We start from the raw sequence: 26062 nt of genomic DNA on the forward strand, positions 1-26062 counted from the left end.
GGCATGGAACGATCGACACATCCGCGGCGGGCGCCGCGTGCCCGTGAAGCGCTCAGTCACAGGCCGGTGATCCCAGCCTTCGGAGCCGTCTTCGCAGCCGCCCTGGCGATCTACTTCTTGCCATGGACGACATCGTCATCCCAAGCCCAGCAGCAAGGAGCAAAGACCATGAACCATTATGCAACACAGAAATCGATCAGCGACGCGGTTGACGGCGGCGGCCTTCTCGTCGTCGCGCAATGGGAGGCCAAGCCCGGCGAAGCCGACAAGGTCGCCGCGATCCTCGACAGCTTCCTGCCCGAGGCGCAGCGCGAGGACGGCGTCAAGCTGTTCCTGATCTCGCGCGCCAAGGACAATCCGGCGCAGTTCCTGTTCTACGAACTGTTCCGCGACGAGGCGGCCTTCAAGGCGCACCAGGAGAGCGCACATTTCAAGACCTACATCGCGGGGCAAGCCCTGCCGTTGCTGGCGAAGCGCGAGCGCACGCAATACGGGATGATGTAAGCCATATCGGGACCGAGCGCCGCGGCTCGAGCCGCGGCGCCCGGCACTAGATGATCGCGCGCAGCGGCGATTTGCGCAAAATCCACGCCGACACTGCGAAGCTGCCGATGGCCGCAAGCAGCGTCAATAGCGATACCTTTGCGATCGCCCCCAGCGGCAGCGTGTGCAGGAGCAGCGCAAAGCCGATCAGGATCGGCGGATGGATCAGGTAGACGCCGAACGCATTGTCGGAAAGCCATTTGGCGACCGGTCCCTGCGTATCGAAGTAGCGGCGATAGACGGCGAGCATCACGAGCCCCATGCCGGCGCAGACCAGCGCCTCCCACAGGCACTTTCCGGCACTGACGAGGTTGAAGCCGCCGGCATAGAGCGTCGTATCGCCGCTCAGGCCACCACCGAACAGCACCAGCGCGGCGAACAGCGGCACGGCGAGCGCCAGCGCAAGCAGCCCCCAGCGGATGCAGGACCGCTCGGCAAGCTGCGCGATCCAGTTGCCGCGATAGCCAAGCGCGCCGGCCGCGAACATCAGGACATATTGCGCGACGTCGCCGGGATGGACGTTGAGCACCGAGGCATCAGCATGCACGGCTACGCGAACGGCAAATGTCGCTGCGGCCATGGCAACGATGAATAGGGCGATCACGGTCCCGTGCAGCGTGACGTTCGGCTCCCGCCATCCTGACAGGCGAACCGGGCCATAGAGAAGCGAGAACAGCAGCAGCACCGCACAGAACCACATCGGGCCGGTCTCGGAGAGCCACTCTCCGTCCTCCAGATGGGTCAGCCATTGATGGCCGAAGCCGCCATTGCCCCAGGTCCAGGAGAGAAAATACTGCGTGAGCGGACCGATCACGAACATGTAGAGCAAGGTCGGCAAGCCGAGCCTGAGCAGCCGATCACGCGCAAATCTCGGGAAGCCTTTCCGATCGAAGGCGCCGGCGGCGAAATAGCCGGCGATGAAGAACAGCGCCGCCATGAAGAAGGCCTGGAGGAAGCTCTGGTAGATGCCAAAGAAGAGCGCCGTGCCGAAGCTGGTTGCCTGTCGATCCACATAGTACCAATTGCCGAACGGACTGTAGGTGTCGCAGGCGTGCATGCTCAGCACGAGAATGATCATCGACCAGCGGATGTTGTCGATGAACAGCAGCCGCGATTTCGTTCGCGGCTCGGCCGGCGCTTCGTCCGTGGCACCTATCGCAACATCCGCCATGTCGCCACCAGGCCGGAGAGCCGGCCGTCAGAACCGCGGAATATCCGGGAATGCCAGCTTGCCCGCATGGACATGCATGCGGCCGAGCTCGGCGCAGCGGTGCAGCGTCGGGAAAACCTTGCCGGGATTGAGCAGGCCCTGCGCGTCGAAGGCGCATTTGAGCCGCTGCTGCTGGTTGAGGTCGATCTCGCTGAACATCTCCGGCATCAGGTCGCGCTTCTCGATGCCGACGCCGTGTTCGCCGGTGAGCACACCGCCGAATTCGACGCAGGCCCGCAAAATGTCGGCGCCGAACGCCTCGGCGCGCTCGATCTCGCCCGGCTTGTTGGCGTCGTACAGGATCAGCGGATGCAGATTGCCGTCGCCGGCATGGAACACGTTGGCGCAGCCGAGCTGGTATTTTTCCGAGAGTTCGCGAATGCGCGCCAGCGCCTTCGGCAGCGCGCCGCGGGGAATCGTGCCGTCCATGCAGAGATAGTCGGGCGAGATGCGACCGACGGCGGGAAACGCCGCTTTGCGGCCGGCCCAGAACAAATTGCGCTCGGCTTCCGATGTCGAGATCTGGCAGGTGGTTGAACCGCAGCCATTTGCGATCGTCTCGACACGCGTGATTAGTTCGTCGACCTCGATCTTGGGACCGTCGAGCTCGATGATGAGCAGCGCTTCGACGTCGAGGGGATAGCCGGCATGGACGAACGCTTCTGCCGCATGAATTGCGGGCTTGTCCATCATCTCCATGCCGCCGGGAATGATGCCGGCGCCGATGATGCGCGCCACGCATTCGCCGGCCGCCTCGACTTGCGCAAAGCCGACCATCAGCGCGCGTGCCGTCTCCGGCTTTTGCAGGATACGCACGGTGATCTCGGTGATGACGCCGAGCAGGCCTTCGGAGCCGGTGATGACGCCCATCAGATCGTAGCCGGAATTTTCCGCCGACTTGCCGCCGATGCGCAAAATCTCGCCGCTCATCAGGACGATCTCGCAACCGAGCACGTTGTTGGTCGTCATGCCGTATTTCAGGCAGTGCACGCCGCCGGAATTTTCCGCGACATTGCCGCCGATCGAGCAGGCGATCTGCGAGGACGGATCGGGCGCGTAATAGAAGCCGGCATGCGCAACTGCCTGGCTGATCGCGAGATTGGTGACGCCGGGCTCAGTGACAACGGCGCGGTTGTCGAAATCGATCTCGCGGATACGCTTGAACTTGCCGAGACCCAGCAGCACGCCATCTTCCAGCGGCAGCGCACCGCCGGACAGCGACGTGCCGGAGCCGCGCGGCACCACCTTGATGCCCTGCCCGGCACAATATTTCAGGACAAGCGAGACCTGCTCGGTCGTATCCGGCAGCACCACGACCATCGGCGGCTGCCGATAGGCGGTCAGCCCGTCGGATTCATAAGCCCGCATCTCGGCGGCGCTGTCGATCACGCCTTCGCCGGGCACGATCGCGCGCAGCGCAGCCACGATCTCGGCGCGGCGCGCGAGCACGGCCTGGTCGCTCGCAGGCATCATGATGGCCATAACATATCCTTCCGACTCGCGATTTGTTCCGGCAAATCAACCACGTCCACCGTGGTTTGGGTAGGCCATCCGAAAGTCGGAGCGGCGATCCGGCGCGAGTTCGCTCTGGGACAAGTAGGAAATCATGAAACCTGTCATGGTTTCGTGGCTTGTCCAAGCCGAGCGGGCCGTGCCAAAACCGGCAAGGTCCGACGATTGCCGACCAGATAACAGCCCACCGGGAAAGAGACGAAGAGCACCCTATGAAAAAACTGACTTTTGGCGCGCTGATGATCCTCACCGTCACTGCCACGGCCTCCACCGCGATGGCGCAGGATGCCGCGGCCGGCAAATCGTCGTTCAACAAATGCCTAGCCTGCCACGCGATCGGCGAAGGCGCCAAGAACAAGGTCGGCCCCGAGCTCAACGGCCTCGACGGCCGCAAGTCCGGCACCGCGCCGGACTACAATTATTCGGATGCGAACAAGAATTCCGGCATCACCTGGAACGAGGCGCAGTTCAAGGAATACATCAAGGACCCCAAGGCCAAGATTCCGGGCACCAAGATGGCGTTCGCCGGCATCAAGAACGAGACCGAGATCAACAATCTCTGGACCTATGTCTCGCAGTTCGACAAGGACGGGAAGATCAAGCAGTAAACGGATAAGAGGCGGTCGCTAATCGGCGGCCGCCTGCGCCGGGACGATCTTCCCGATCATCGTCTCGACCTCCGTCTTCACGAGATTCGGCACGGCGTTCTGCACCATGTGGCCGAGATCGGGCAGCACGATCAGCTTTGCATTCGGCACCTGAGCGGCGAACGGGCGCGCGTGGATGTCTGTCTTCACCGTCTTGTCAGGCTCTCCGGCGATGATCGTGACCGGCGCTTTGATCTCGCCATAGCGCGCGACTTGCGCGGCCACCGCTTCCTTCAGCGTCACCAGATCATAGGCATTGGCGATGAACTCGCGCGGGCGCAGCAGCAGCGGCGTCGCAGAATCCTGCATGAATCCGTCCGGCATCGTCTGCGGCAGGAAGACATTGCGCGCGCCGGCTTCGGCAACGAAATACCCCAGCGGCAGCGTGACGGTGTAGGCGAGCAGCGGGCCGATCAATGGCATTGCGATGATTTCATTGTAACGGCCAACGCCGCCGCGCCAGGGATGGGTCACGGGCGCGAGCATCACGAGACCGGCAACGCGGCGGGGATGATCGAGCGCCAGCCGTGCGCCGAGCGCCCCGCTCCAGGAATGCACGACGAAGACGGCGCGATCGACCCCGAGCTTGCCAAGCGCCTGGTCGATCATCCACGCCTGGATTTCGGGCGTCGAATCCCGCCGCCGCGCACGCGTGCTCCAGCCGTGGCCGGGACGGTCGATCAGGATGACGCGATGCTCCCTGGCGAGGAGGTCGCCGAGCGGATGGCGCATCGCCTCGAGATTGGAGCTTGCACCGTGCAGCATTACGATCGGCAGGCCGGCATCGCGCGGACCGATATCGACGACGTGGAGCACAGCACCCTCGACCTCGATCATCCGGCCTTGCGGCGGAAAACTACGCTGCACAGCCAACACGCCGGCCTGCGAGACCAGCGCCAGCAGAACCAGCGCCGTCACGACTGACATCACGATCATGGAGAGAGTCCGGGCAATCCAGGGCACATCACAGCTACGGGTCTTGGCACACGGCAGTTTCGCCCCGTGGGCGTCAGCGCTTCCATCGAAAATGCCGGGGCTGTGGATATGTGCATAATCTAAATCTGAAAAACACAATAGAATCAATGACGTTCCCAGCGCGCCACAAGCCTCGGACCAGCTTCATGCACTCGTCATCGCAGCTTCCTTATAATCGCCACGGTCGGTTCCGCCATCTAGACGCGGATGGGCGCCGATCCTCCCCGCAACCCCCCGGGGGATGCAGGAACGACCGGCAGAATTTGCCCTGGTTTGAACCGGAGGATTTTTCGATGAGCTTCAGATCGAACGACACTGCAATCGACGAGATCGTCGCGAGCTGCAACGGCGACTTGCGCGGTGCCTTGCGGGCGCTGCTCCTGATCAACGAGCATCTCGAGGCGGAGCTTGCAAAGGCTTACGCAGCGGCCGTCGACCATGGTCTCACTGAGCGCGGCGGCAGCGTCCTGCACTAAGCCTAGTTCGTGCTGTCCTCGGCCTTTTCCTCGTCGGGGGCGGGCGCAGGACAGGCACGGATGGTCGAGCGAGCAAGCTTGGCGTCGGCCATGGATTTGTAGGGACCGTCGCCGAACCAGATGTCGCCGTCGATGACCGGATTGCGGGTCACGATGTTGCATTTGCCGGTGGCGTGATTGCCGACCACCCAGAACAGTCCGTCGGCAAGGCTCATTGTCCCCGACGCCAACAGCAAGCTACAAGCAAAGATCAAACGCTTCATGGCTTTTGCTCCTGCCATGCAAGTAGGCCTGCTGGGGCGCCGACAATACCCCTCGCAGCGTGATCCATGTGATCGTGGTTAATCCGCGTGCGCCGCAATCGCTCGGGAAATGATCAACTTGTCGGCTAGATGTCGCGGCCTTCGACCTTCTCGGTCAGCGCCTTGACCTGGTCGGGGATCTTTTCGAGGTGCGGATTGACGGCGAGCGCCTTGCGGTAGGCCTCGAGCGCACGCTTCTCGTCGCCGACCTCCTGCATGATCATGCCGAGGCCTGCGAGCGCGCCGAAATGACGGGGCTCCCGGATCAGTACCTCGCGGATGTCGGCGAGCGAGCGGCCGTAATCGTTCTGCATGTAATAGAGCGTCGCGCGGCGGTTCCAGGCTTCGATGTAGTCAGGCCTGAGCTTGATGACCGAATCCAGCAGCTTGATCGCGATGTCGATCTTCTGCGCATCGACGGCAGCCTTGGCTCGCGCCATCAACAGCGCCGCGGTGTCGCTAGGGGTCTGGAGCCAGATCGCCCAGATCCGCGCCTCGACATTCTTGGCGCTGTCATCGTCAGGAGCGGCTTTGAGCGCGCCGAACAGGAAGTCGAGATTCTTGGTGCGATCGATCTTGGGCAACTTGGCCGGCGCCTCCGGCAGCTTCTTCTGCTGCCTTGAGGGCGGGGCCGGATCATCCTGCGCCAAGGCAGGATCGATCAAGGCCGGCGCGAAGCCGGCGGTTCCCAGAACGAGGGCCAGACACAGGGTGCGCGCGAAACGGAATCTCACTGTCATGGCCAAAGTCTAAACGCGTAAAGCCGCCCTTGCAAAGCAGGGCGGCGTCAAACTCGTGTGAGACCGTGGTCTTGCGGGGCGCGCGCGAGGCGTCCGGCAGGGCAAAATCAGCCCTGACGAGCCTTGAAGCGGCGCTGCACCTTGTTGATCACATAGACCCGGCCCTTGCGGCGGACCAGGCGGTTGGCACGGTGGCGACCGCGCAGCGATTTCAGCGAGTTACGGACCTTCATGGCAGAATCCTGAACGTTCGAAAGGCCGTGTTCGGCACTACCGTTTCGGCACGCGCGAATGTGGCAAAATGAGATTTTCCCCGCCGGCGGACGACCGCCCGGGACGGGGCGGTTCTTAAGGCATGGCGGGACCGGATGTCAATGCAAACGGGCCATTCGGGGCTGATTAACCTCGGGATAGGGCGAAAACGGCCCTTTTAGAGTGGAAATTCGACCATCGCCTCGCCGGTCGCAACGCGCTCCTCGTTCTGGTTCCGCACGACGACGTCGATCAGGACCCAGCGCGATTTAGCGGTGACCTGCTTCGCCTTGATCAGTCCTGAGGGCTGGATCGTGTCGCCCGGGCGGACCGGCTTGACCCATCGGGTCTCGAGCCGGCGGTGGACCGCGCCTGCCGGGTAGGCCCAGTCGGTGAGCATGCGCGAGATCAGACCGAAATTATTCATGCCGTGCATGATCACGCCGCCGAACTGGGTCTTGCCGAAACTGCCTTTCATAAAATCGTCGTCGAGATGCAGCGGGTTGTAGTCGAGCGAGGCATCGCAGAACAGGCGGATGGATTCGCGCGAAACGGCGAAGGCTGGCCCTTCGATGGAATCGCCGGCCTTGAGGCTTTCGAATGTCACGGTCATCTCGCGCGCTCCTTCACGCCGGCCTGATGGTCCAGCCGCGGCCGGAGCAAATGACGTCGCCAGCCTGGTTGAAAAAGACGTTGTCGTGCACCACGAACAGCCGCTCGCGCTTGATGAACTTGTCGAGCGCGCGAGCCTCGAGCCGAATGACATCACCCGGGCGAGCCGGAATGTTGTAGCTCCAGGACTGCCCGGCATTGACCGTGCCCGGCGAGCGCATCCAGTCGTCCGCGGGCGTGCAGGCGAACATCAGCATGATGTGGATCGAGGGCGGCGCGATCAGCCCGCGGTATCGGGTGGTCAGCGCATAGGCCTCGTCGAAATAAAGCGGATGGGTCTCGCCGACCGACTTGCAGTAGAGCGCGATCGCCTCGCGCGTAAGCGTATAGGGGATGGTCTTGCGCGGCTCGCCCGGGACGATTTCGTCCCATACCTTGCGCGATTGCGCATCTTTCCAGAAATCGGTCTCGAAGGCTTGCGCGCCTGCCATTTTCGGCCTCCCTTACCCCTTATCGTTGCGGAAACATTAGCTCAGGGATTGCTACCTACCAATGCTTCCCGCACGCGGCGCTTGCCAATTTCGTTATATCATATAATCAATTTGGTAACCCGTCGGGAGGAAACCAATGCCGAAGCTGAAGCTGCCCAATATCGACGACGTCGTCGCGATCGACATCCATACCCATGCCGAGGAGCCCTGCGGCACCCATCCCGACGACGGCTATGACGATTTCCAGTCGCAGATGGCGGATTACTTCAAGTCGCCGCACAAGCATCCGCCGACCGTGCCGGAGACCGCCGCCTACTACCGCTCGAAAAACATCGCAGCGGTGATCTTCCCGGTCGATGCCGAGCGCGAGACGGGCTTCCGCCGCTACAAGAATGAAGAGATGCTGGAGATCGCTTCCGACCATCTCGACGTCCTGATCCCCTTCGTCTCGATCGACCCGCACAAGGGCAAGCTCGGCGTGCGCGAGGCCCGCAAGCTGATCGAGGAATACGGCGTGCGCGGCTTCAAATTCCACCCGACCATGCAGGGCTTCTACGCCAACGACCGCATGGCCTATCCGCTCTATGAAGAGATCAACAATGGCGGCGCCATCGCGCTATTCCACACCGGCCAGACCGGTGTCGGCTCGGGCATGCCCGGCGGCATGGGCATGCGGCTGAAATATTCCAACCCGATGTACATGGACGACGTCGCGGCTGACTTCCCCGACCTCAAGATCATCCTCGCCCATCCCTCCTTCCCCTGGCAGGAAGAGGCGCTGTCGGTCGCGACCCACAAGCCGAACGTCTATATCGACCTCTCCGGCTGGTCGCCGAAATATTTCCCGCCGATCCTGGTGCGCTATATCAACTCGATCCTGCAGGACAAGATGCTGTTCGGCTCGGACTGGCCGGTGATCACGCCGGACCGCTGGCTGTCGGACTTTGCCAAGATCGAGATCCGCGACGAGATCCGGCCGAAGGTGCTGAAAGCCAACGCGAGGAAGCTGCTGGGCATCTAGCCGCTTACTCATCACCACGGCGCGTTGAGGGCTTCGACCGGTTGCCGAAGCCCTCACGCTCAGGCGCTCAAGGCCTCAGACTTGTGCCAGGCCTCGGTCGACGTAAACCTCGCCGCCGGTCATGAAGCTGCTGTCAGGGGACGCCAAGAATAGCAAAGGACGGTAAGGTGGCCATTTAGGTATAGTCCGCGTGCCCGTAACGCTTCAAAGGGACGGACAATGAGCATCAAAGCCGTCGTCTTCGACGCCTACGCATTCAGTTCGGTGGTGCTGGTACGGAATGTTGCTGCGGTCCACGCCTTGCCTGAGGCCGTTGGAACGGTGTGAGCACCTGCGAACCTGTCACGAAGGATCACCTGTGTCCCCCCGAAGCGATCGACGATCGCGACGGCGACCTGGTACCCGCGTCGGCAATCGCCAAGCGATGCCCGGGCCAGATCAAGCGCCAGCTCGGGACTCAGAGATTTGTAGGTCGCGAGCGGCTTCTGCGCCATTGCCGGGTGCGCGAGCATCAACAGGACGGTGGCCGCAAGCAGGGTTCGAGCGAGCATGGTTTCTCCGACGTGAGCGGGTCGACGCCGACTTTAACCTTAGTTCAGCGCACCGTATGTCAGGTCGTCGAATACGGTGACACTGTCGGCCTTGGTCCACAAGCCGATCATGCCGGCGTCCCTGATCGATTCGTCCTCGACCTCGAACATCGGCTTGCCGTCATACGTTACCTTGAATAGCTTTCCCGCGAATTCGCAACGTAGGGAATGCCATTGACCTGATGGCACCGACACCTTGACGCCATAGCCGCCTTTCCGGCCGACGATATCGAGCGCGTTGCGAACACCCTTGATCGTCTTGTAGAGCACAACATTGTCTTCAAGCGCGTTGGCCCGCACGACATAGTAGTTGTCGGCATCCTTTGCGCGCCAGACAATACCGGCCGCACGATCCTCGGAGCCTGCAATCGCCTTGAACTTGACCTCGACGAACCCGTCTAGGATGCTGGTACCGTTCCTGAGCGCCACTGGAAACGTCGCCTGACCAGATTGTTTCAGGACGTTCGGCTTGCTTGGCGCCGTCGACTCCACCTCGACCGTCCATTTGGGCTGGCCACGACCCGTCATCGTCAGAGTCCAGCCTTCGGGCGCTGCACCGGTCGCTGCGTTGTCAAAATTTACAGTTTCTGCCATCGCGTTTCCTTCCACCAACAATAGGAACAACGCCGCCCCCAAGAGCGCTACGCTCATTTCTTGCACAACGCCTAAGCTTCCCGCCTGTATTGATCGTACAGTGTTGCAGCGTTGTCCCATTTGATCGCTTCCATGTAGATGTCGACATACTTCGCGGCCGCGGCACCATAATCCATGTGATAGGCGTGCTCATACATGTCGAGCACCAGCACGGGGCGTCCGCCGGCCAGCGTCGTCGTGTGGTCGGCAGCCCACTGATTGACCAGCCGCTTGTCGCGCGGTGAGTAGGAAAGAATCACCCAGCCGGATCCGCCGCCTTCGGCCTTGCCCATAGCCGAGAACTCCGCGCGCCACCGCTCCATGCTGCCGAAATCGCGCGCGATCGCGTCGGCAAGTGGTGTGCTCGGCTTGCCGGCACCGCCGAGCCCGTCGAAATAGATTTCATGGAGGATCATCGAGTTTGACGCGACGAGTTCCTCGCGCTTCAGGCCGTTGATGACAAAGTTCGGAGCTTTCGCGAAGTCGAGCTCGGCGAGTTGCGTTCCGATCGCGTTGAGTCGCTTTACGGCGCCGACATAGTTGTTCTCGTAGTGGCTGACGAGCACCTTCTCCGAGATGCCGGCAATGGATTTCGGATCGAACGGCATCGGCTTGGGCTGGTATGTCATTGGCCTGGCTCCTGTTGGCTGATTGGCTTGCGCAAGGGCTTGCGGACCCGCGAGTATTGCGGTCGATACCGCGGCGGCCCCCACGCCCCTGATGAAGTCTCGGCGGTCGGTATTCGTGGTCATGGAGTCCTCCACTTCATTGTCGTCCCCAACTTGCCCCGGGTGCTCGCTAGCTCCTGGTGCTCGCCGTCTTGTCGAGTGCGCAAATAGACCGCGCGGTCCTCGTCGATACGGACATCGACGAGGCTCGGCGCGCTGGCGGCACCAATTGACGGGACAATTTCTCTGGTGAGATCGAGATGAATGAAGACATGCAGCGTCCTTGGTGACCAGGACGCGATACTTGGGCATGTCGCCTCGCGGGGAGATCGCAAATCCCCGTGCCCTGAATTAAACGCCTGCCGGCGGCAGTGTCAATCTGCTGCGCGAGGTCGACGGGGTGACGTTTTTTTGAAGAAGGTTCCGACCTTGTCGCGTACCAGGCCGTTGCGGTATTGTCCGTGCGCCCCCGCAAAGATCCCAAAGGAGCGAGCCAATTGCCCCTCAAAGCCGTCGTCTTCGACGCTTACGGGACGCTCTACGACATCCAGTCGGTCGCGGAGATCACCGAAGATGGGTTTCCGGGCTACGGCGAGATCATCACGCAGATCTGGCGCATCAAGCAGCTTGAATACACCTGGTTGCGCTCGCTGATGCGGCGCTACCAGGATTTCTCCGTCGTCACGCGCGACTCGCTCGCTTATACGCTGCGCGTGCTCGGGCTCGCCTATGAGAACGAGGTATTCGAGCGCGTGATCGAGAAGTACCTGCATCTCGACCTCTATTCCGATGCAGCGACATCGCTTGCGACCTTGAAACCGCGAAAACTCGCCATCCTCTCCAATGGCAGCCCGGACATGCTCGATGCGCTCGTGCGCAACACCGGCCTCGACCGCCTGCTCGATGCCACCATCAGCGTCGATGCCAAGAAGATCTTCAAGCCATCTCCGGAAGCCTACTCGCTGATCGGCGAGGTGCTCGGCACCGCACCGAACGAGGTTCTGTTCGTCTCCTCAAATCCCTGGGACGTCGCGGGCGCAAAGTCGTTCGGATTGAATGTCGCATGGATCGAACGGGTGACGCCCGAAGCGATGGCGCTGGCTTGCGTCGAGAATGAACTCGTGGCACCGCTGACGATGTTCAAGGCGATCCGGACCCAGATGGACGAGCTCGGCTTTGCGCCGGATCATCGCGTCCGTTCTCTCTCGGAGCTGCCCGGGATCGTCCAGGGATGACCCGGGGATCGCCGCCCGCCGTAAGTCTGGAATGAGCTGACTGGAATGAGCCTGGAATCCGTTCGCGCCTTCTTCGCCGAGAAAGCCCCCGACATATCCGTCATCGAATCCACGATCAGCTCCGCGACCGTGACGCTGGCGGCCGAAGCCTATGGCGTCGAGCCCGGGCGGATCGCCAAGACGCTGTCGTTGCGGATCGGCGAGCGCGTGATCCTGATCGTCGCCGCCGGCACCTCGCGGATGGACAACAAGAAGGTCAAGGCGGCATTCGGCGGCAAGCCGAAGATGCTGGGGCTGGAAGAGGTCGCCGAGATCACCGGCCACGAGGTCGGCGGCGTCTGCCCGTTCGGGCTGAGGTCGCCGCTGCCGGTCTATTGCGATGTGTCGCTGAAGGCGTTCGACGTCGTGGTGCCGGCCGCGGGCTCGACCCACAGCGCGGTGCGTATCACGCCGGACCGAATGGCCGAGCTAACCGCGGCCGAATGGGTCGATGTGTGCGAGCACAAGCCCTAAGGCAGCTGCGACTGCACTCATAGACCGCGGTGCGCAGATCGATCGGTCGTTGAACCGCGATGGCGCCAGATGCGATGCCTGATGCATTTGCCAGTCAGGGAGGCTACCATGGGTGTCATGGCCGACGACAAGGTGAAACGACGACTGACCACCGTCCTGTGCGCTGATGTGCACGGCTATTCTCGCCTCATGGAAGCCGACGAGACCGGAACGTTGGAGACGCTCCGCCGCTACCGCACTGCCATTGCAGGATTGGTGGAGCGTCATGACGGCCGCATCGTAAATACTTGGGGCGATGCTGTAATCGCCGAGTTCGCCAGCGTCGTCGAGGCCGTGCAATGTGCGGTCGAGATTCAGCAGGAAATTGCCAATCAGGATTCGGACCCGCCTCACGCGCACCCGATGCGGTTTCGCATCGGCATCAATCTCGGCGATGTGATGGTGGACGGTTCTGACATCTATGGCGACGGGGTCAATATCGCGTCGCGGCTGCAAGAACTTGCCGACCCCGGCGGGGTCGTGATCTCGAGTTCCGTCTACGATCAGGTGCACAACAAATTATCCGTTGGCTTCGACTGCCTCGGCCAGCGACCAATGAAGAACGTTGCTCCCCTGACCAGCTATCGGGTGACGATGAGCGGCCGAACCGCTCAGGGACGGAGCTTCCCAGTTAGCAAAAGTCCCACTTCCCAAGGGGAAGCTGGTGCTCCGCGGATTGGCGACAGGCACGAGCCATCCTCGTGGACGCGTGTCGTCTCGGATTGGCTGGCGAAGCTGCCCCGCCCGGTTGCAGCGGCCCTCACGGTGTCGGCCTTTCTGATTCTGATCAATGTTTTCAGTGGCATGCACAAGATCTGGTTCCACTGGCCAGTCGCAGCATTGCTCTTCGGTGCCCTCTTGCGGACAGCACTCCGAAATCGACCTGAGTCGGACAGCAAGGGCGAGCGCTGAACGAGGCGGTGCGACCGCATCTTCGCGCCACCCGCTGCGCACCTTTGCGGATCATGCTTCAGTCGTCGTCATCGTCAGGTCGCGACGGCGGTGGCGCCTCGTTATAGCGCGGCGGCGCATTGTTGTAGCGCGGCGGCGGCATAGCCCGGCCGCGCGGGACCGGCTGCTGCGGCTGCATCTGGTTGTTGGATTGGAACACCGCACGGCAGCCGCTCGAGAGCTGCGGCGCGTTCTGCTGCAGACAAGCCGTGATGCGGTTCACGTCCGGAATCTGATCGCTGCACAGGCGCCAGACATCCGGCGTGCACGCCATCTGTTGCTCCATTGTGCCGCGATTTTCCTGCGCGAAGGCCGCCCCTTGCGCGACCATGCCGCCGACTATCAGCGCCACACCCAGCGCAATTCGCTCTGTTCGCATGTCCCGATTCCTTCTTGAGTCCCTTGATTTGTCTTCAATCAATGAGACGCGGTCAGGTTCTGGCCCAACAAAAAAATGTGAAGCGCGGATGGAACCTACTCGACCCGGCCGATCTTCCTGACCGCCGCGATCAGCCGCGAACTGTCAGCCGCGACGAACTCGGAGAACGCTGGCGCGTCCTGATAGGCGACGAGACTGCCCGAGGTGTCGAAGGTCTTGAGCACGTCGGGACTGGTCATCACCTGCCCCATCGCTTCGCGCAGTCTGGTCGCTATCGGCGCAGGAAGAGAACTCTGTGCAAAGAGCCCGGCCCAGATGTACATCTCGACATCCTTGTAGCCGAGCTCCTGAAAGGTCGGGATATCAGGGAAACTCGCGATGCGCTGCGCGCCGCAATTGCCGAGCACGCGCAGCTTGCCGTCGTCGACCTGCGGCTTCAGCGTACCCGGTGCCGCCGCGATTCCCTGCACAGTGCCGCTGAGCAGCGCGGTCAGCGCGGGCCCGGCGCCGCGGAACGGCACGTGCAGCAGCTTGATGCCGGCGCTGTTGGCAAACATCTCCATCGCCACGTGCAGCGTGCCGTAAGGACCGGACGAGCCGTAGGTGATCTCGCCCGGGCGTTTCTTCGCGTCCTCGACGAAATCCTGTGCCGTCTTCCACGGCGCGGAGGCCGGCACCGCCAGCAGCGTGGGATCGGCGAGCACGCGCGCGATCGGCATGAACTGCGAGACTTCATAGGCGACCGGACGGTCGAACAGCCGGTCGGCCTCGGGGAGCACCGCGAGCGAGGACAGCGTCATCAAGAGCGTGTGGCCGTCGGGCTCGGCGCGTGCGGCCGCGGCATTGCCGACAGATCCGCCGGCGCCGCCGGCGCGGTTGTCGACGATGACGGCCTTGCCGAGAATCCGCTCCAGCGCCTGTGCCACCGGGCGCGCCGCGAGATCGGCCTGGCCGCCGGCCGGGAACGGCACGATCATGGTGATGTTACGGGTGGGATAGGTTTGGGCGAATGCTGCGCTCGGCAACACGGGCAACAACGGCAGTGCGGCAACTGCGCGCAGGACATCGCGTCGATCCATGGCAGGTCTCTCCCCCCGATTTTTCTTGTTTCGCTCCCAGCCTAGCGTCGCGATCGGCAAGAACAAGCCGTTTACGATGCGTTAACCATGTTCGCTTCGGTCCGGAACGGATCCCCAGAGCCATTGTTGCCCTCCCAAGGGAGTGTGCCATGGGAAAACTAGCAACCATCGACGTCGCCCTGGACGAGATGCTGGTGAATCTCGCCGCGATCGTCCTGCGGCTTTCAGAGCCCGAAATGACACGAACGCCGGAAGCGCGGCATGCCCTGGCGCAATCCGTCCATCAATACGCGGTCTGCGCGGCGCGCTCGTCCGACCCGCGCGTTCACGAATTGAAGTCGCAGTTGGAGGAGACGCTGAAGCCAGCCTTGCGAATTGTCGCAAGCAACGGCGTGAAGGTGTCGTAGTCACACTCCGTCATTGCGACGTTGAAGCAACTCGCTCTACGACGTCTTTGTCTTCCCGCGAGGCCGCCGCTTGCAGGTGCCCGGCAGCTTCGCCGCGAGAAACTCACCGAGCGCTTCGACGCGCGCGGGGCGCGGGCCGCCTGGCGGGGTTACGAGGTGCACGGCGCCTTCGGCCTGCTTCCAGTCCTTCAGGATCACTTCGACCTCGCCTGAGGAAATGGCTTCGCCGACGATGAATTCGGGCAGTTCAGCGATGCCGAGGCCGGCGATCAGGGCCGGCATCACGGCCTCGCCATTGTTGACGCGGAGTTGGCCGCCCGGACGCACGCTGGCCTGCTCGCCGGCCGCATTGGTGTAGTGCCAGACATTGGGCGTGGTGAGGTAAGCGTAGCTGAAGCATTTGTGCCCGGCGAGATGCATCGGGTGCGTCGGCCGGCCGTGTTTCTTGAGGTAAGATGGCGCGGCCACCGTGAAGCGCGGCATGGTGAAGAGCCGTCGCGCGATCAGCGACGAGTCCGGCAGCCGCGCGATCCGCACCGCCATGTCAAAGCCCTCGCCGATCAAATCGACGGTCGCATCGCTCAAATGCAGATCGACCGAGACTTCCGGGTAGGTTTCGAAAAACTCCGGCAACAGCGGCGCCACCGCCTTGATCCCGAACGTCATGGGCACGGCGAGCCGCACCAGCCCGCGCGGCGCCACCGATTGCGCCAGCGCCTCGTTCTCCGCCGCCTCGCCGTCGGAGAGCAGGCGCGTCGCGCGTTCGGCGAGCTTGTGGCCGGCATCGGTCAGCGCGAGCCGGCGCGAGGTGCGGTTGAATAGCCGGGCGCCGAGCCGCTCCTCCAGCCGCGTCACGGCCTTGGACACGGTCGCCTTCGACATCGCAAGCTCGCCGGCGGCCGCTGCAAACGACCGTAATTCCACGACTTTTGCGAAAATCGCGAGAGCCTCGAAATCGGGGAGTTTTGCCATGGGAGCCGTCCAATTGGGGTGTTTAAAGAAACAATGTGTTTCGACAGTTTCTATTTCTATACCACAGGCGGAGGCTTATCCAAGCGTCATCAGAAATTCAGGACTGGAGAAATCCAATGACCAAGAAGCTCTCGGGCAAGGTTGCCCTCGTCACCGGCGGTTCGCGCGGCATCGGCGCGGCCTCGGCCCGCGCTCTCGCCGACGAAGGCGCGGATGTCGCGATCAGCTACATCGCCTCGCCCGAAAAGGCCGAAGCCGTCGTCACCGAACTGAAGGCCAAGGGCGTCAAGGCCCGTGCTTTCAAGGCCGACCAGGCCTCGGCCAAGGACGTCACGAAGCTCGTCAACGACGTGGCAAAGGAGTTCGGCCGTCTCGACATCCTCGTCAATAATGCCGGGGTCGCCAATGGCGGCGCGATCGACGATGCCAAGGCCGACGTCGAGGCGCTGGCCCGCCAGGACCAGGTCAACGTGCATGGCGTGATCGCGGCGATCCGCGCCGCTGCGCAATTGATGGGCGAAGGCGGCCGCATCGTCACCGTCGGCTCGATGCTCGCTGATCGCGCCTCGTTCCCGGGCCTTGCCGACTACGTCGCCACCAAGGCGGCGGTGGTTGGTTACACCAAGGGTGCGGCACGCGACCTTGGCCCGCGCGGCATCACCGTCAACGTGGTGCAGCCCGGCTCGATCGACACCGACATGAATCCAAAGGACGGCGGCGAGTTTGCCGAGACCCAGCGCAAGCAGCACGCGCTGCAGCGTTTCGGCCGCCCCGAGGAAGTCGCAGCCGGCGTCGTGTTCCTCGCAAGCCCGGAAGCCTCCTTCGTCACCGGCACCGTGCTCAACGTCGACGGAGGCTTCGGCGCCTAAGACATCCAGCTAACAAGGGATTACGCAAATGATCGAACTCAGACCCTTCGCAAAACTCGGCGGCGCTGATCACGGCTGGCTCAAGGCCAAGCATCATTTCTCCTTCGCAAGCCACTACGACCCGAACAACATTGGTCACGGCGCCTTGCGGGTGTGGAACGACGACGAGATCGCACCGAACACCGGCTTCCCGGCCCATCCCCACGCCAACATGGAAATCATCACCTATGTGCGCGAAGGCGCGATCACCCATCAGGACAGCCTCGGCAATGAGGGACGCACCGAGGCGGGCGACGTGCAGGTGATGAGCGCGGGCAGCGGCATCCGCCACTCCGAGTACAATCTCGAGCCGACCAAGACCCGGATCTTCCAGATCTGGATCGAGCCGACCGCTCGCGGCGGCCAGCCGACCTGGGGTTCGAAGCCGTTCCCGAAGGCGGACCGCTCGGGCAAGCTCGTCACGATTGCGAGCGGCGACGCGAACGACAAGGACGCGCTGCCGATCCGCGCCGATGCACGGGTGCTGGCGACGACGCTGAAGGCCGGCGAGAGCGCGGAATACGAGCCCGAGAAGTCACGGAACCTCTACCTGGTGCCGGCGGCAGGTGCCGTCGAAATCAACGGCGTGCGCGTCAACGCCCGCGACGGCGCCGCGATCCGCGACGAGGCCAGGCTGAAGATCACGGCTCTGGAAGACTCCGAGCTCGTGCTCGTCGACGCGGCGTAACGCTCCAAGCAATCAACCATCTCACTCGATCCCCACGGAGACCACCATGATCAAAGTTCTCGTCCTCTATTATTCCGCGTATGGCCACATCGAAGCGATGGCCAACGCCGTCGCAGAAGGCGCGCGCGAGGCCGGCGCGACCGTCGACATCAAGCGCGTGCCGGAGCTGGTGCCGGCCGAAGTCGCAAAAGCCTCGTATTACAAAGTCGACCAGGCGGCTCCGATCGCCAAGATCGAAGATCTTGTCAATTACGACGCGATCATCGTCGGCACCGGCACCCGCTTCGGCCGGATGGCCTCGCAGATGGCGAACTTCCTCGACCAGGCCGGCGGCCTCTGGGCCAAGGGCGCCCTGCACGGCAAGGTCGGCGGCGCCTTCACGGCAACCGCGACCCAGCATGGCGGCCAGGAGACGACGCTGTTCTCGATCATCACCAACCTCCTGCATTTCGGCATGACGGTGGTCGGCCTGAACTACGGCTTCGCCGGCCAGATGAAGCTCGACGAGGTGACCGGTGGTTCGCCCTACGGCGCCACCACCATCACGGGCGGCGACGGCAGCCGCCAGCCCAGCACCAACGAGCTCGCTGGCGCGCGTTATCAAGGGCGCCAGATCGCGGAGACCGCGAAGAAGCTGCATGGCTAAGCTTCGCAGTTAAAGCTAACAACCAGCTGCATGGCTGATGCGATGTGGGCGGCATTCTCTGACGGGAATGCCGCCCCATCTATGTCAGCAGGAACGACAGGACTTACGACAAGAATGGCTTTCGAACTTCTCTTGATGGCGCAGATGATCCGCAGACCGGTGCAGGCGCTGACGCGCCGCTGGTATTGCCGCAGCTTGTTCCGTGCTTCCCGCGGCCGGTTTCACTGTGCCGGTTGCGCGGGATCTTGACGCGCTAAGCCTGCGTGATGTCCGCGTGCGATGGGATGCTGACCGCCGGTGCGGGCGCCGGCGCGGTCGAAAGCCACCAGCCGTCGCCGGAAAACCAGCAGGTCTCGTCGGGCGCGTCCCCTCTCCGCAACGACTGCACGCTCTCCCATCCTTTTGCGAACGCCTCCGCCAATCGCCGGCCGGCATCCGCATCCTGTAGTCCCGCGCAACCGATGAACTGGGCCCGCCCCAGGAATTTGGCGGGCCAGATCGTACCCTGATCGGCGCGCGTGATCATCAGCATGCCGCCGAGCACGCCCTCCGGCGCCAATGGAAACACCAGCCGCCCACCGGGCCGCAACGCCTCGAGCCATTCCATGGCCGGCTGCACCGCGCCCGCACAGACATAAATCACGTCCGCGCGGGGCAGATCGGACGCAATGCCCGAGCGCTCGCGCAGCTCGACTTCAGCGATATCTTTCAGATTCTCGCGCGCGAGCGGCGCCAGGCGTTCGTCGATCTCATAGGCATAGACGCGGCCTTTGGGACCCACGAGATCGGCGAGAATTGCGGTGTAATAGCCGGTGCCGGCGCCGATCTGGATCACCGTCTCGCCTTGTTTCACAGCACAGCCGCCGAGCCAATAAGCATGCGCGCCGGGCATGCCGATGTTGACGCCGCGCGAAGGGTCCAGCGCCAGAAGCGCATTTTGATAGAGGAAGGCCGGATCATCGTCGGGCGTCACGACATAGGGGTGGCCGCCGAACGAGATCGACCACGGCCCTGGTCCGGCGAAGGGCTCGCGCCTGACCGTGCGAAACGCCTGCTCGATACGGGGATCCGTGGTCCTGGCCGCGGCGCAGATCAACTGCGCATAGAACGCGCGAAATTTGTCCGAACGATCGTCCATGTCGCCTCCGGGCTGCCGAGGCAACGATAGCACAACGCTTGCGATATGCGAGTGACGGCTACAACCACGGGCGCAGCTCGCGTCAGCGTGCTGCTTTGCCCATCGCCCGCGACGCGAGGGCAGCGAGCTTTGGATGGCGGCGCAATCCCTGCGCAGCATGGTCGCGCAGCACATAGGGCAGCCCGCGCCAGGACAGCGCGACGCTGACATCGGTCAGCGGGACCGGCTCGGCCCCGAAACGGCGCTTGTAGTCGTGATTGCCGATGCTGAGATCGAAGCGGCGCACGCCCTGCGCATGCAGCGCCGCCAAGGTGCGCTCGGTCACGAGCAGCCCCGGCGAGCAGCCCGCCCAGCGCTTGCCGGCATGGCCTATGCGCAGCAGGAAATAGGTCGCGCCATAACGGACGCCGAGCGTGGTGGCGACGATGCCCTCGTCGCACACGAGCGCCGAGACGATGGCATAACCTTCCGCGACACCCTTCTCGGCCACGTCGCGATAGAAGCCGGCGTGGGCCTCGTCGTTGAGGACGAAGCGCGAGCCGAGCTTCTGCATGCGCTCCTGCTGCTGGACATCCATCACGTCGAGGAGCTCGTGCGCGCGAGCGACATCCGTGGCGATCTCGAACCGCGCGCCGGCATGGCGGCTGAACACGCGCCAGCAGCGCGGCATCTGCATGCGCTTGATCGACGCCTGGTAGTCCGCATAATCGTCGCCGGTCAGCACGAGGTTGCCGTTAAGCGAGCAGGATCCGAGACGGCCGAGCCCGACCAGCGGGTTCGGCTTGCCGCCGACATAGGCCGGCATCTTCTTCAGACGCAGCAGGTCGAATCGGTCCGGCAAGGCGCGCAAGCCATCGACCAGCGCCGCGCTGATCGCATGCGCACCGGTCGCATCGAACGTGGCGTCGCAGGCGAGGATCGGCGCGTTGTTGTCGGAGACCCCGAGATCGGCAAACTCGACGACGCGGATGCCGCGCCTGATGTGGCTGATCATCGGCACCATCGCGATGTCCTTGCCCGTCGCGGCATCGGAGATCACGGCAATCAGCGGCGCGACGCCGTGAAAGGCCTCGTACCAGGCACCAAGCCAGTAACCATGCTGGAACGCGGTGCGATGGCCTGCGTTCAGGCGCAATGCGGCCCGTCGCCAGTCACGCATGAAATCGACTGAGATTCCCGACGTGCTGGACACCCGACCATCTAGTTGCTCGAGGCTAAGAAACGCCATTCGCGGGGCATACAATTACTGAACGTTTCCAGATAGATTATGTTTTGTCGCAGACCACAAGTTACGTCACTGCTTATCGTTAAGCCGACACCGTCGGGGGCCGCGCGCAAGGGTCTCTCATGTCCCGATATGGAACGCGAAGGCTGCGACAAGCTGTCAGCGCTCGGGTTGCATTTGCGCGACGCATTGGAACCTGGCGAGGAAGTGCAGCCCCGCCACGGCCAGCGCGAACATGAACCAGATCGGGTTCTGCCGCTCGAGCAGGAAGGTTTCCGTCGTCCCGTAGTACAAGCCGAACAGCCATATGGTCAGGAATAGCTTGCCCAGCGCATTGCTGTGGCTGTGCGTCTGGATTGCCTGGAAATTGCGGAGTGGCGCAAGAACGAAGATCAAAATGACGAGCATCAGGCCCGGCAGGCCGATCGTGATGGCGAGGTCGAGGTAGCTGTTGTGGCTGTGCGCCGCGGTGACCGCCCATTCGGCGCCCTTGGCCGTCTGCCGCTCGGTGACGTCGTCCCAGAACGCCGCATAGCCGTGACCGATGATCGGCTTTTCCGCCACGGCCGAGAGCGCAAACTCCCAGATGTCGGAGCGGCCGGTGAAGGTGGGATCGACCGGCAGCAGCCGCGTGAGGGACGACAGTGCGGGACTTGCGACGCTGCCGACCGTCAGCAGGTTCATCACGATCAGCGGCACGAAGCAGATGATCCGCTTCAGCCACAGGCTCCGTGTGACGTAGACCAGCGAGGCCAGGGCATAAATGACGAGGCAAAGCACTGACGACGTCTTGCCGCCGGTAAAGATCAGGAAGATGCCGGCGAGCGCGGCGATCACGGGTCCCATCACGAAGGAGCCTACGGCACAGAGGTAAATGCCGAGATAGACCAGGATGGTCATGACGGGCGAGGCGACGTTCTTGTGCCCAAAGCTTCCGCGCCAGTCACCGGCGAGCTGCGGCTCGGTGATGTCGAGCGCGGTGTGGATCGAATATTGCGGGGCGAGGACAACGCCGAGATAGCACAGCACCAGCAGCACGAGCGCGGCAACGCCAAGGCACAAATTGAAGCTGCGCTGCGTCGGCGGCAGCAGCGGCAGCAGGACCGCAAGCGTGGTCGCGCTGACCGCGAGCACGAAGCGCTGGATCGAGACCTCGCGACTCTCGGACAGCACGACATTGATCAGCATCCAGCCGACGAGGCAGAGATGCAGCGGCGTCACCAGGCTTCTGAGCGAGCGCGCGTCGGTGGCGACGGTGAACAGCACCGCGACTGCGGCGAGCAATCCGAACGCAATATAGGTCGTCGCCAATCGTCCGCCGACCACGGTTGCGACATCAGGATTGCGCAGGTCCGGAAAGGGATCGAGCGTTATCAGGACCAGAAGGAGGGCTGCGACGGCGACGAGACAGCGCGCCACCTGTACGACATTCAGCCCGGCAAGCCCATCGCGCAGGGCGAGGCCGTACGATCGGGCCTCGACGTCAGTCGTGTCAGCGGCGCTGCGATCCATGCCTCTAGGCCGATAGGAGACGGTGGGGACGTCCCGGGTCTAACCCATCCCCGTTAACCATCCGTCAACCAGCATGCCGGAGCCGGCCGGCACCTTCTGCTGCCGTGCCACGCTGCGCGTGATCTCGTAATATTGTAGCGCGCGCTCTTCCAGCGTCAGATTGTCCAGAACGTAGCCGCGCGGATCGAATTTGCCCGCAGCGCATCCGGCCCAGAAATCCTCCCAGCGCGCCTCGAAGCCCGCATGGTCGACGAATTTGGTGCCGCAGCGGTCGTCCCAATAGGGCACCGAGGACACCGGCGCGAACTGGACGCGATGCGGATAATAATCGGGATCCCGCCAGGGACCGCCGGGATCCCAAGCGAACACCGGCACGCCGCAGGACAGCGCCTCCTGATAGGCAATGCCCTGGCTTTCGTTCTGGCACAGGAAGATCATCGCGCGCGAACGCGCCAGCGCGGCCTGATAGTCTTCCTCCTTGTAGCTGCCGTAGCGCAGCTCGATGAACGAGCGCCCCTCCTTGACGAGCCGCGCGCGGACCGGATCGACCAGCTCCGGCACGTAGCGCTCGCGATCCCAATGGACCTTGTCGTAGAGGAGGACGTCGACGGTCTTGTGTGACCGGCGCGCCGGCGCCCAGAGATCCGTATCGATGCCGGTCGGCCAGGCCTCGGTGTCGGGCCAGTACGGCCGGTACATGTCGGCGTACCACGGGCCCGGCACCACGACCTTCTTCACCGGAAGCCGCTTGAACAGGTCGGGATCGTCGAGCGGATGATTATGGGCGGCAACGCCCAGCAGGATCGGGTTCTTCCACGCGAACTTGTCGAGCAGGAAGGTGCGACCGATGATGCAGGCGACTTCTTCGGGATGCTGCGCGATGTAGCTGTAGTCGTTGACGCGATAGCGGATGCCGAGCCGGTCGAGCCCCGCGCAAAGGTTGAGGAACACGCGAAGCTGTCCGCTCATGCGTGGCTCGCCGAGCAGCATCTTGCGCGCCATACGCCGTAGATGCCGGTCGCCGGGGAACCAGCGATCGTCCTTGTCCTCGTAGAACAGATTGAGGACCATGGCGTCGGGATCGTAGTCGAACGTCTTTGCGGGCACCTGGTCCATCCGCGTCAATCAGGCCATAATCTCGCATGAGACCGGCCGTCGCCCCTCTTCAAACCTGCGACAGACTTAACGTCACGGACTTAACGCTAATCTACGAAACGAGACTTGCGCTGACCTTCGCAGCAACGATTTGACGGTTATGTGGGTATCATCCACGCCAGCCAGGACTACGACTGCGGCTTCGAGAAGCAGCCTGGTTAACAGATCATTAAAGACGAGCCATCGCTTGACCGTCGCCGACCCCATGCTTGAAGCACCGACCGCCGCGCTCGCGGCGACGGAGGCGCGCGCGACATCGCCAGCGGTTTCCGTCGTCATCCCCGCCAGGAATGCGGCGGCCTATATCGGTGAAACCATCGACAGCGCGCTGGCGCAGAATGGCGTCAGCGAAATCATCGTCGTGGACGATGGCTCGAGCGACGACACCGTTGCGATCGTCCACGCCATCCACGATCCGCGGCTACGCCTGATGATCAACGACGCCGGCGGCGTGTCGACCGCGCGAAACTTCGGCGCACGAAGTGCGCGTGGAGACTGGCTGATCTTCCTCGATGCCGACGACCGCCTGCGGCCGGGCGCAGTGACGACACTGCTGACCGCAGCCAAGGCTGCGCCCTGCGCGGCTCTGGTCTATGGCGACTACAACACGATCGACAGCGCGGGACGTCCGATCGGGCGCCGCGATCTCCTGAAGGGGCGCCGCAAACCATCCGGCGATGTGCTGGAGCGGCTTGCTCGCGGCAATTTCATCGTCAATGGCGGCATCATGCTGGTTCGCGCCGACGCGTTCCGGGCAGCCGGCGGCTTCGACGTCTCGCTCAAATATTGCGAGGACTGGCATTGCTGGTGCCGCCTCGCCGCGATCGGCGAGTTCGCGTTCGTGCCGGAACTCCTGCTCGACTATCGCCTGCACACGGCCAACACGATGAATGCGGCGGTACGAACGCCGCAGGATTTCTTCCCGGCGGTCGCGCGCGTGTTCAGCGATCCATTGATCCTGGCAAAGCTGCCCGCCGATACCGTGCTGCGGCTGCGGAAGGCGGCGGAAATCCATCTCGTGACCTATTCGGCCACGCAGGCGGTTCGCTTCGGCCGGTACCGCGACGCCCTCGCCTATCTCGGCATGGTCGGCCGGCGGTCGCTCAAAGCGATGCCGCGGTCCGCGATCAAGATCGCTCTGGCTTATTTTGGTATCTAGCCGCCCGACGCAAGCGCGTCAGGACACGATCTTCGAGGCTTCATAAGGCTTTGGCTCGAAGCCGAAAGCGGCGAGCGCAGAACCGATCGCGACCATCATGGGATGCATTGCCACGACGGCTTCCGACGATGTCAGCAAGCGAGCCGAGCGGACCAGCGACAGCGGTAACCGTCCGAGCATCTGCGCAAACACTCGCACCCGCGCCGCTGGGCTCTGCGCGGCCTTGGACTGCACGCGATAATTGATCGCACCGATGCGCAAGCCGCGTTTTGCGATCCAGCTGAAGCTGGTGCGGTTTTGCGGCACGGTCTCGGTGATGACGGCCTCCGCCGTCCAGTGGAATGTCATGCCCGCATCGCGACAGCGCACGAAGAAGTCGCAATCGCCGCCGCCGAGAAAATTGAAGCGCAGATCGAAGGCAGGCTTGCCCAGTCGCTCGAACGCCGTGCGCGTGATCAGGCAGTTACCGCAGCCATAGATCACCGGCACCGCGCCGGTGTAGTCGTAGGCCGGACAGAAGGCGGGGTGACGCGCAAGCCAGGGCTGGCTGTCGTCGTCGAACACCGGCAGCACCGGCCCGCCGACCACGTCGGCGCCCGTTGCCTCGCAGCTGCGAACCATCAGTTCGAGCCAGTCGGGCGACGCGATCTCGTCGTCGTCGATCATCAGGAAGCGGGTCGCGGCGGGAAACAGCGCCTGCGCCGTCTCGAACGCGGCATTGATCGCCTGGCAATTGCCCTGCCGCTTCTCGACCAGGCAGAGGCCCTGGAGCTTGCCGGCGGCCAGATACTCCGCAGCGACCGGCGCGCTCTGGCGCCCTGCCGCATCATTCTCGACCATCACCACCGCGAAGGAGCGCGGGGTACGCTGATTGACGAGTGAGTCCAGCGTCAGCCGCAGATGCTGCGGGCGGCGGAAACAGGGAATGCAGACGACGATGCCGACCGACAGGTCGATGACGCGCGAGCTCGCGGCGATCTCCCGGTTGGGATCGCGCACGGCATCAGAGATCCGGCTGGCGGACAGGTCTGTCGGGATCAACGTCATGGCGATCTAGATGCCTGAGATATGTTGAAAAAGGCCTTTCACCGAAAAAGGCCTTGCGCCGATTGCATGGATCGGCGCCGTGTCGCGACGGCCCAGCGCCGCGGGACAGATGCGTCCCGAAATGGGCGGCCGGCTTCGGCGGCAAAACCGCACCACGCCCCCGGTTTTCCGACGATGCAGACGTCCCATCATGCGCTTAACTGCTTTTGTGTGTTTTCCCGGCGAATTTCTTCACGTGTGATACTGCAATTTGCAGTCCAAAGCGCCGGCGGCGGTGGGATACGGACGATGCTGTAGTTAACGCATGGGCGCATTAACCCGACCGTAAGCACCGCGA

General features: G+C 63.2%; 30 protein-coding genes and 1 pseudogene. 12 read left to right on the top strand and 19 right to left on the bottom strand.

Translation table 11 applies throughout. The annotated features are described in order from the left end of the window. The first annotated feature begins 168 nt into the window (after positions 1–168). Positions 169–504, top strand: a complete 336-nt coding sequence (locus ACPPVR_RS37795) for a putative quinol monooxygenase (protein ID WP_426611567.1) — start codon at positions 169–171, stop codon at positions 502–504. Positions 505–550: 46 nt separating this feature from the next. On the opposite strand, the gene ACPPVR_RS37800 is transcribed toward ACPPVR_RS37795, so the two are convergent. Together ACPPVR_RS37800 and ACPPVR_RS37805 are read right to left on the bottom strand one after the other, a co-directional pair. Beyond that, complete coding sequence (locus ACPPVR_RS37800; protein ID WP_426611568.1) at positions 551–1714, bottom strand: acyltransferase family protein; 1164 nt, start codon at positions 1712–1714, stop codon at positions 551–553. Positions 1715–1741: 27 nt separating this feature from the next. Next, entirely contained in the window at positions 1742–3235 is a 1494-nt protein-coding gene (locus ACPPVR_RS37805) for an FAD-linked oxidase C-terminal domain-containing protein (RefSeq protein ID WP_426611569.1), read from the bottom strand. Between the two features lie 242 nt (positions 3236–3477). Between ACPPVR_RS37805 and cycA the strand changes: the two genes are divergently transcribed. Then, positions 3478–3873 carry a cytochrome c-550 CycA gene (gene cycA, locus ACPPVR_RS37810; RefSeq protein WP_426611570.1) on the top strand — a complete coding sequence of 132 codons (396 nt, stop codon included), beginning with the start codon at positions 3478–3480 and terminating at the stop codon, positions 3871–3873. A gap of 18 nt (positions 3874–3891) precedes the next feature. On the opposite strand, the gene ACPPVR_RS37815 is transcribed toward cycA, so the two are convergent. Next, the gene (locus tag ACPPVR_RS37815) at positions 3892–4848 is read right to left on the bottom strand and encodes an alpha/beta fold hydrolase (RefSeq protein WP_426611571.1); all 957 of its coding nucleotides are present in this window, start codon (positions 4846–4848) and stop codon (positions 3892–3894) included. Between the two features lie 332 nt (positions 4849–5180). Between ACPPVR_RS37815 and ACPPVR_RS37820 the strand changes: the two genes are divergently transcribed. After that, positions 5181–5363 (top strand): hypothetical protein, encoded by a 183-nt coding sequence (locus ACPPVR_RS37820; protein WP_426611572.1) that lies wholly within the window; start codon positions 5181–5183, stop codon positions 5361–5363. Between the two features lie 2 nt (positions 5364–5365). On the opposite strand, the gene ACPPVR_RS37825 is transcribed toward ACPPVR_RS37820, so the two are convergent. The 5 genes from ACPPVR_RS37825 to ACPPVR_RS37845 form a co-directional block, all read right to left on the bottom strand. Beyond that, entirely contained in the window at positions 5366–5626 is a 261-nt protein-coding gene (locus tag ACPPVR_RS37825; protein ID WP_426611573.1) for a hypothetical protein, read from the bottom strand. Between the two features lie 125 nt (positions 5627–5751). Next, entirely contained in the window at positions 5752–6405 is a 654-nt protein-coding gene (locus ACPPVR_RS37830; protein ID WP_426611574.1) for a tetratricopeptide repeat protein, read from the bottom strand. A gap of 107 nt (positions 6406–6512) precedes the next feature. Next, positions 6513–6638 carry a type B 50S ribosomal protein L36 gene (ykgO, locus tag ACPPVR_RS37835; protein ID WP_006611362.1) on the bottom strand — a complete coding sequence of 42 codons (126 nt, stop codon included), beginning with the start codon at positions 6636–6638 and terminating at the stop codon, positions 6513–6515. Between the two features lie 197 nt (positions 6639–6835). Beyond that, positions 6836–7270 (bottom strand): MaoC family dehydratase, encoded by a 435-nt coding sequence (locus ACPPVR_RS37840; RefSeq protein ID WP_426611575.1) that lies wholly within the window; start codon positions 7268–7270, stop codon positions 6836–6838. A gap of 13 nt (positions 7271–7283) precedes the next feature. Then, positions 7284–7760, bottom strand: coding sequence for a MaoC family dehydratase (locus ACPPVR_RS37845; protein ID WP_426611576.1), 477 nt, complete (start codon positions 7758–7760; stop codon positions 7284–7286). A gap of 136 nt (positions 7761–7896) precedes the next feature. Between ACPPVR_RS37845 and ACPPVR_RS37850 the strand changes: the two genes are divergently transcribed. Next, on the top strand, positions 7897–8781 hold the full coding sequence (locus ACPPVR_RS37850; protein ID WP_426611577.1) for an amidohydrolase family protein: 885 nt from the start codon (positions 7897–7899) through the stop codon (positions 8779–8781). Positions 8782–9032: 251 nt separating this feature from the next. On the opposite strand, the pseudogene ACPPVR_RS37855 reads toward ACPPVR_RS37850, so the two are convergent. The 3 genes and pseudogenes from ACPPVR_RS37855 to ACPPVR_RS37865 all read right to left on the bottom strand — a co-directional run. Then, a pseudogene (locus ACPPVR_RS37855) lies at positions 9033–9332 on the bottom strand (GlcG/HbpS family heme-binding protein); the annotation flags it as partial. Between the two features lie 39 nt (positions 9333–9371). After that, positions 9372–9965 carry a hypothetical protein gene (locus ACPPVR_RS37860; protein WP_426611578.1) on the bottom strand — a complete coding sequence of 198 codons (594 nt, stop codon included), beginning with the start codon at positions 9963–9965 and terminating at the stop codon, positions 9372–9374. A gap of 71 nt (positions 9966–10036) precedes the next feature. Further along, positions 10037–10756, bottom strand: coding sequence for a superoxide dismutase (locus tag ACPPVR_RS37865; protein ID WP_426611579.1), 720 nt, complete (start codon positions 10754–10756; stop codon positions 10037–10039). A gap of 413 nt (positions 10757–11169) precedes the next feature. Between ACPPVR_RS37865 and ACPPVR_RS37870 the strand changes: the two genes are divergently transcribed. The 3 genes from ACPPVR_RS37870 (at position 11170) to ACPPVR_RS37880 (ending at position 13371) form a co-directional block, all read left to right on the top strand. After that, positions 11170–11907, top strand: coding sequence for a haloacid dehalogenase type II (locus ACPPVR_RS37870; RefSeq protein ID WP_426611580.1), 738 nt, complete (start codon positions 11170–11172; stop codon positions 11905–11907). A gap of 45 nt (positions 11908–11952) precedes the next feature. Beyond that, complete coding sequence (locus tag ACPPVR_RS37875; protein WP_426611581.1) at positions 11953–12420, top strand: YbaK/EbsC family protein; 468 nt, start codon at positions 11953–11955, stop codon at positions 12418–12420. A 117-nt stretch (positions 12421–12537) separates the two neighbouring features. After that, a complete protein-coding gene (locus ACPPVR_RS37880; protein WP_426616266.1) occupies positions 12538–13371 on the top strand; it encodes an adenylate/guanylate cyclase domain-containing protein in 834 nt (277 codons plus the stop codon). Between the two features lie 58 nt (positions 13372–13429). Here ACPPVR_RS37880 and ACPPVR_RS37885 read toward each other — a convergent pair whose 3' ends face one another. After that, positions 13430–13789: a hypothetical protein gene (locus tag ACPPVR_RS37885; protein ID WP_426611582.1), complete on the bottom strand. Its 360-nt coding sequence runs from the start codon at positions 13787–13789 to the stop codon at positions 13430–13432. 95 nt (positions 13790–13884) lie between these two features. Then, a complete protein-coding gene (locus ACPPVR_RS37890) occupies positions 13885–14868 on the bottom strand; it encodes a Bug family tripartite tricarboxylate transporter substrate binding protein (protein ID WP_426611583.1) in 984 nt (327 codons plus the stop codon). A gap of 149 nt (positions 14869–15017) precedes the next feature. Here ACPPVR_RS37890 and ACPPVR_RS37895 point away from each other — a divergent pair, with 149 nt between their 5' ends. Beyond that, complete coding sequence (locus ACPPVR_RS37895; RefSeq protein WP_426611584.1) at positions 15018–15275, top strand: hypothetical protein; 258 nt, start codon at positions 15018–15020, stop codon at positions 15273–15275. Between the two features lie 36 nt (positions 15276–15311). Here the strand turns inward: ACPPVR_RS37895 and ACPPVR_RS37900 are convergent, their stop codons facing one another. After that, positions 15312–16247 carry a LysR family transcriptional regulator gene (locus ACPPVR_RS37900; RefSeq protein WP_426611585.1) on the bottom strand — a complete coding sequence of 312 codons (936 nt, stop codon included), beginning with the start codon at positions 16245–16247 and terminating at the stop codon, positions 15312–15314. A gap of 116 nt (positions 16248–16363) precedes the next feature. Here ACPPVR_RS37900 and ACPPVR_RS37905 point away from each other — a divergent pair, with 116 nt between their 5' ends. From ACPPVR_RS37905 to wrbA, 3 genes are read left to right on the top strand one after another with little or no spacing between them, the layout of a single operon-like run. Further along, positions 16364–17116, top strand: coding sequence for an SDR family NAD(P)-dependent oxidoreductase (locus ACPPVR_RS37905; protein WP_426611586.1), 753 nt, complete (start codon positions 16364–16366; stop codon positions 17114–17116). 28 nt (positions 17117–17144) lie between these two features. Further along, positions 17145–17843, top strand: a complete 699-nt coding sequence (locus ACPPVR_RS37910; RefSeq protein ID WP_426611587.1) for a pirin family protein — start codon at positions 17145–17147, stop codon at positions 17841–17843. A 46-nt stretch (positions 17844–17889) separates the two neighbouring features. Beyond that, a complete protein-coding gene (gene wrbA, locus ACPPVR_RS37915; protein ID WP_426611588.1) occupies positions 17890–18489 on the top strand; it encodes an NAD(P)H:quinone oxidoreductase in 600 nt (199 codons plus the stop codon). A gap of 253 nt (positions 18490–18742) precedes the next feature. Here wrbA and ACPPVR_RS37920 read toward each other — a convergent pair whose 3' ends face one another. From ACPPVR_RS37920 to ACPPVR_RS37935, 4 genes are all read right to left on the bottom strand, one after another. Further along, positions 18743–19627 carry a protein-L-isoaspartate O-methyltransferase family protein gene (locus ACPPVR_RS37920; RefSeq protein ID WP_426611589.1) on the bottom strand — a complete coding sequence of 295 codons (885 nt, stop codon included), beginning with the start codon at positions 19625–19627 and terminating at the stop codon, positions 18743–18745. Between the two features lie 82 nt (positions 19628–19709). Further along, complete coding sequence (locus ACPPVR_RS37925; RefSeq protein WP_426611590.1) at positions 19710–20855, bottom strand: GNAT family N-acetyltransferase; 1146 nt, start codon at positions 20853–20855, stop codon at positions 19710–19712. A 156-nt stretch (positions 20856–21011) separates the two neighbouring features. Then, a complete protein-coding gene (locus tag ACPPVR_RS37930; protein WP_426611591.1) occupies positions 21012–22364 on the bottom strand; it encodes an O-antigen ligase family protein in 1353 nt (450 codons plus the stop codon). 39 nt (positions 22365–22403) lie between these two features. Next, positions 22404–23471, bottom strand: coding sequence for a glycosyltransferase (locus ACPPVR_RS37935; RefSeq protein WP_426611592.1), 1068 nt, complete (start codon positions 23469–23471; stop codon positions 22404–22406). A 253-nt stretch (positions 23472–23724) separates the two neighbouring features. On the opposite strand from ACPPVR_RS37935, the gene ACPPVR_RS37940 reads away from it, so the two are divergent. Continuing rightward, a complete protein-coding gene (locus tag ACPPVR_RS37940; RefSeq protein ID WP_426616267.1) occupies positions 23725–24678 on the top strand; it encodes a glycosyltransferase in 954 nt (317 codons plus the stop codon). A gap of 18 nt (positions 24679–24696) precedes the next feature. Here ACPPVR_RS37940 and ACPPVR_RS37945 read toward each other — a convergent pair whose 3' ends face one another. Beyond that, entirely contained in the window at positions 24697–25725 is a 1029-nt protein-coding gene (locus ACPPVR_RS37945; protein ID WP_426611593.1) for a glycosyltransferase family 2 protein, read from the bottom strand. Positions 25726–26062: the final 337 nt, after the last annotated feature.

Source organism: Bradyrhizobium sp. McL0616 (genome assembly GCF_049993385.1).
In the GTDB taxonomy this organism is placed as follows: Bacteria; Pseudomonadota; Alphaproteobacteria; order Rhizobiales; family Xanthobacteraceae; genus Bradyrhizobium.

Coding starts and splice junctions, on each gene's coding strand:
- ACPPVR_RS37930 (WP_426611591.1), bottom strand. CDS start 22,364: ATGGATCGCAGCGCCGCTGACACGACTGACGTCGAGGCCCGATCGTAC.
- ACPPVR_RS37885 (WP_426611582.1), bottom strand. CDS start 13,789: ATGCGAACAGAGCGAATTGCGCTGGGTGTGGCGCTGATAGTCGGCGGC.
- ACPPVR_RS37945 (WP_426611593.1), bottom strand. CDS start 25,725: ATGACGTTGATCCCGACAGACCTGTCCGCCAGCCGGATCTCTGATGCC.
- ACPPVR_RS37865 (WP_426611579.1), bottom strand. CDS start 10,756: ATGACCACGAATACCGACCGCCGAGACTTCATCAGGGGCGTGGGGGCC.
- ACPPVR_RS37860 (WP_426611578.1), bottom strand. CDS start 9,965: ATGGCAGAAACTGTAAATTTTGACAACGCAGCGACCGGTGCAGCGCCC.
- ACPPVR_RS37895 (WP_426611584.1), top strand. CDS start 15,018: ATGGGAAAACTAGCAACCATCGACGTCGCCCTGGACGAGATGCTGGTG.
- cycA (WP_426611570.1), top strand. CDS start 3,478: ATGAAAAAACTGACTTTTGGCGCGCTGATGATCCTCACCGTCACTGCC.
- ACPPVR_RS37875 (WP_426611581.1), top strand. CDS start 11,953: ATGAGCCTGGAATCCGTTCGCGCCTTCTTCGCCGAGAAAGCCCCCGAC.
- wrbA (WP_426611588.1), top strand. CDS start 17,890: ATGATCAAAGTTCTCGTCCTCTATTATTCCGCGTATGGCCACATCGAA.
- ACPPVR_RS37940 (WP_426616267.1), top strand. CDS start 23,725: ATGCTTGAAGCACCGACCGCCGCGCTCGCGGCGACGGAGGCGCGCGCG.
- ACPPVR_RS37890 (WP_426611583.1), bottom strand. CDS start 14,868: ATGGATCGACGCGATGTCCTGCGCGCAGTTGCCGCACTGCCGTTGTTG.
- ACPPVR_RS37815 (WP_426611571.1), bottom strand. CDS start 4,848: ATGATCGTGATGTCAGTCGTGACGGCGCTGGTTCTGCTGGCGCTGGTC.
- ACPPVR_RS37830 (WP_426611574.1), bottom strand. CDS start 6,405: ATGACAGTGAGATTCCGTTTCGCGCGCACCCTGTGTCTGGCCCTCGTT.
- ACPPVR_RS37800 (WP_426611568.1), bottom strand. CDS start 1,714: ATGGCGGATGTTGCGATAGGTGCCACGGACGAAGCGCCGGCCGAGCCG.
- ACPPVR_RS37900 (WP_426611585.1), bottom strand. CDS start 16,247: ATGGCAAAACTCCCCGATTTCGAGGCTCTCGCGATTTTCGCAAAAGTC.
- ACPPVR_RS37840 (WP_426611575.1), bottom strand. CDS start 7,270: ATGACCGTGACATTCGAAAGCCTCAAGGCCGGCGATTCCATCGAAGGG.
- ACPPVR_RS37795 (WP_426611567.1), top strand. CDS start 169: ATGAACCATTATGCAACACAGAAATCGATCAGCGACGCGGTTGACGGC.
- ykgO (WP_006611362.1), bottom strand. CDS start 6,638: ATGAAGGTCCGTAACTCGCTGAAATCGCTGCGCGGTCGCCACCGTGCC.
- ACPPVR_RS37820 (WP_426611572.1), top strand. CDS start 5,181: ATGAGCTTCAGATCGAACGACACTGCAATCGACGAGATCGTCGCGAGC.
- ACPPVR_RS37920 (WP_426611589.1), bottom strand. CDS start 19,627: ATGGACGATCGTTCGGACAAATTTCGCGCGTTCTATGCGCAGTTGATC.
- ACPPVR_RS37825 (WP_426611573.1), bottom strand. CDS start 5,626: ATGAAGCGTTTGATCTTTGCTTGTAGCTTGCTGTTGGCGTCGGGGACA.
- ACPPVR_RS37850 (WP_426611577.1), top strand. CDS start 7,897: ATGCCGAAGCTGAAGCTGCCCAATATCGACGACGTCGTCGCGATCGAC.
- ACPPVR_RS37905 (WP_426611586.1), top strand. CDS start 16,364: ATGACCAAGAAGCTCTCGGGCAAGGTTGCCCTCGTCACCGGCGGTTCG.
- ACPPVR_RS37880 (WP_426616266.1), top strand. CDS start 12,538: ATGGCCGACGACAAGGTGAAACGACGACTGACCACCGTCCTGTGCGCT.
- ACPPVR_RS37805 (WP_426611569.1), bottom strand. CDS start 3,235: ATGGCCATCATGATGCCTGCGAGCGACCAGGCCGTGCTCGCGCGCCGC.
- ACPPVR_RS37845 (WP_426611576.1), bottom strand. CDS start 7,760: ATGGCAGGCGCGCAAGCCTTCGAGACCGATTTCTGGAAAGATGCGCAA.
- ACPPVR_RS37910 (WP_426611587.1), top strand. CDS start 17,145: ATGATCGAACTCAGACCCTTCGCAAAACTCGGCGGCGCTGATCACGGC.
- ACPPVR_RS37925 (WP_426611590.1), bottom strand. CDS start 20,855: ATGGCGTTTCTTAGCCTCGAGCAACTAGATGGTCGGGTGTCCAGCACG.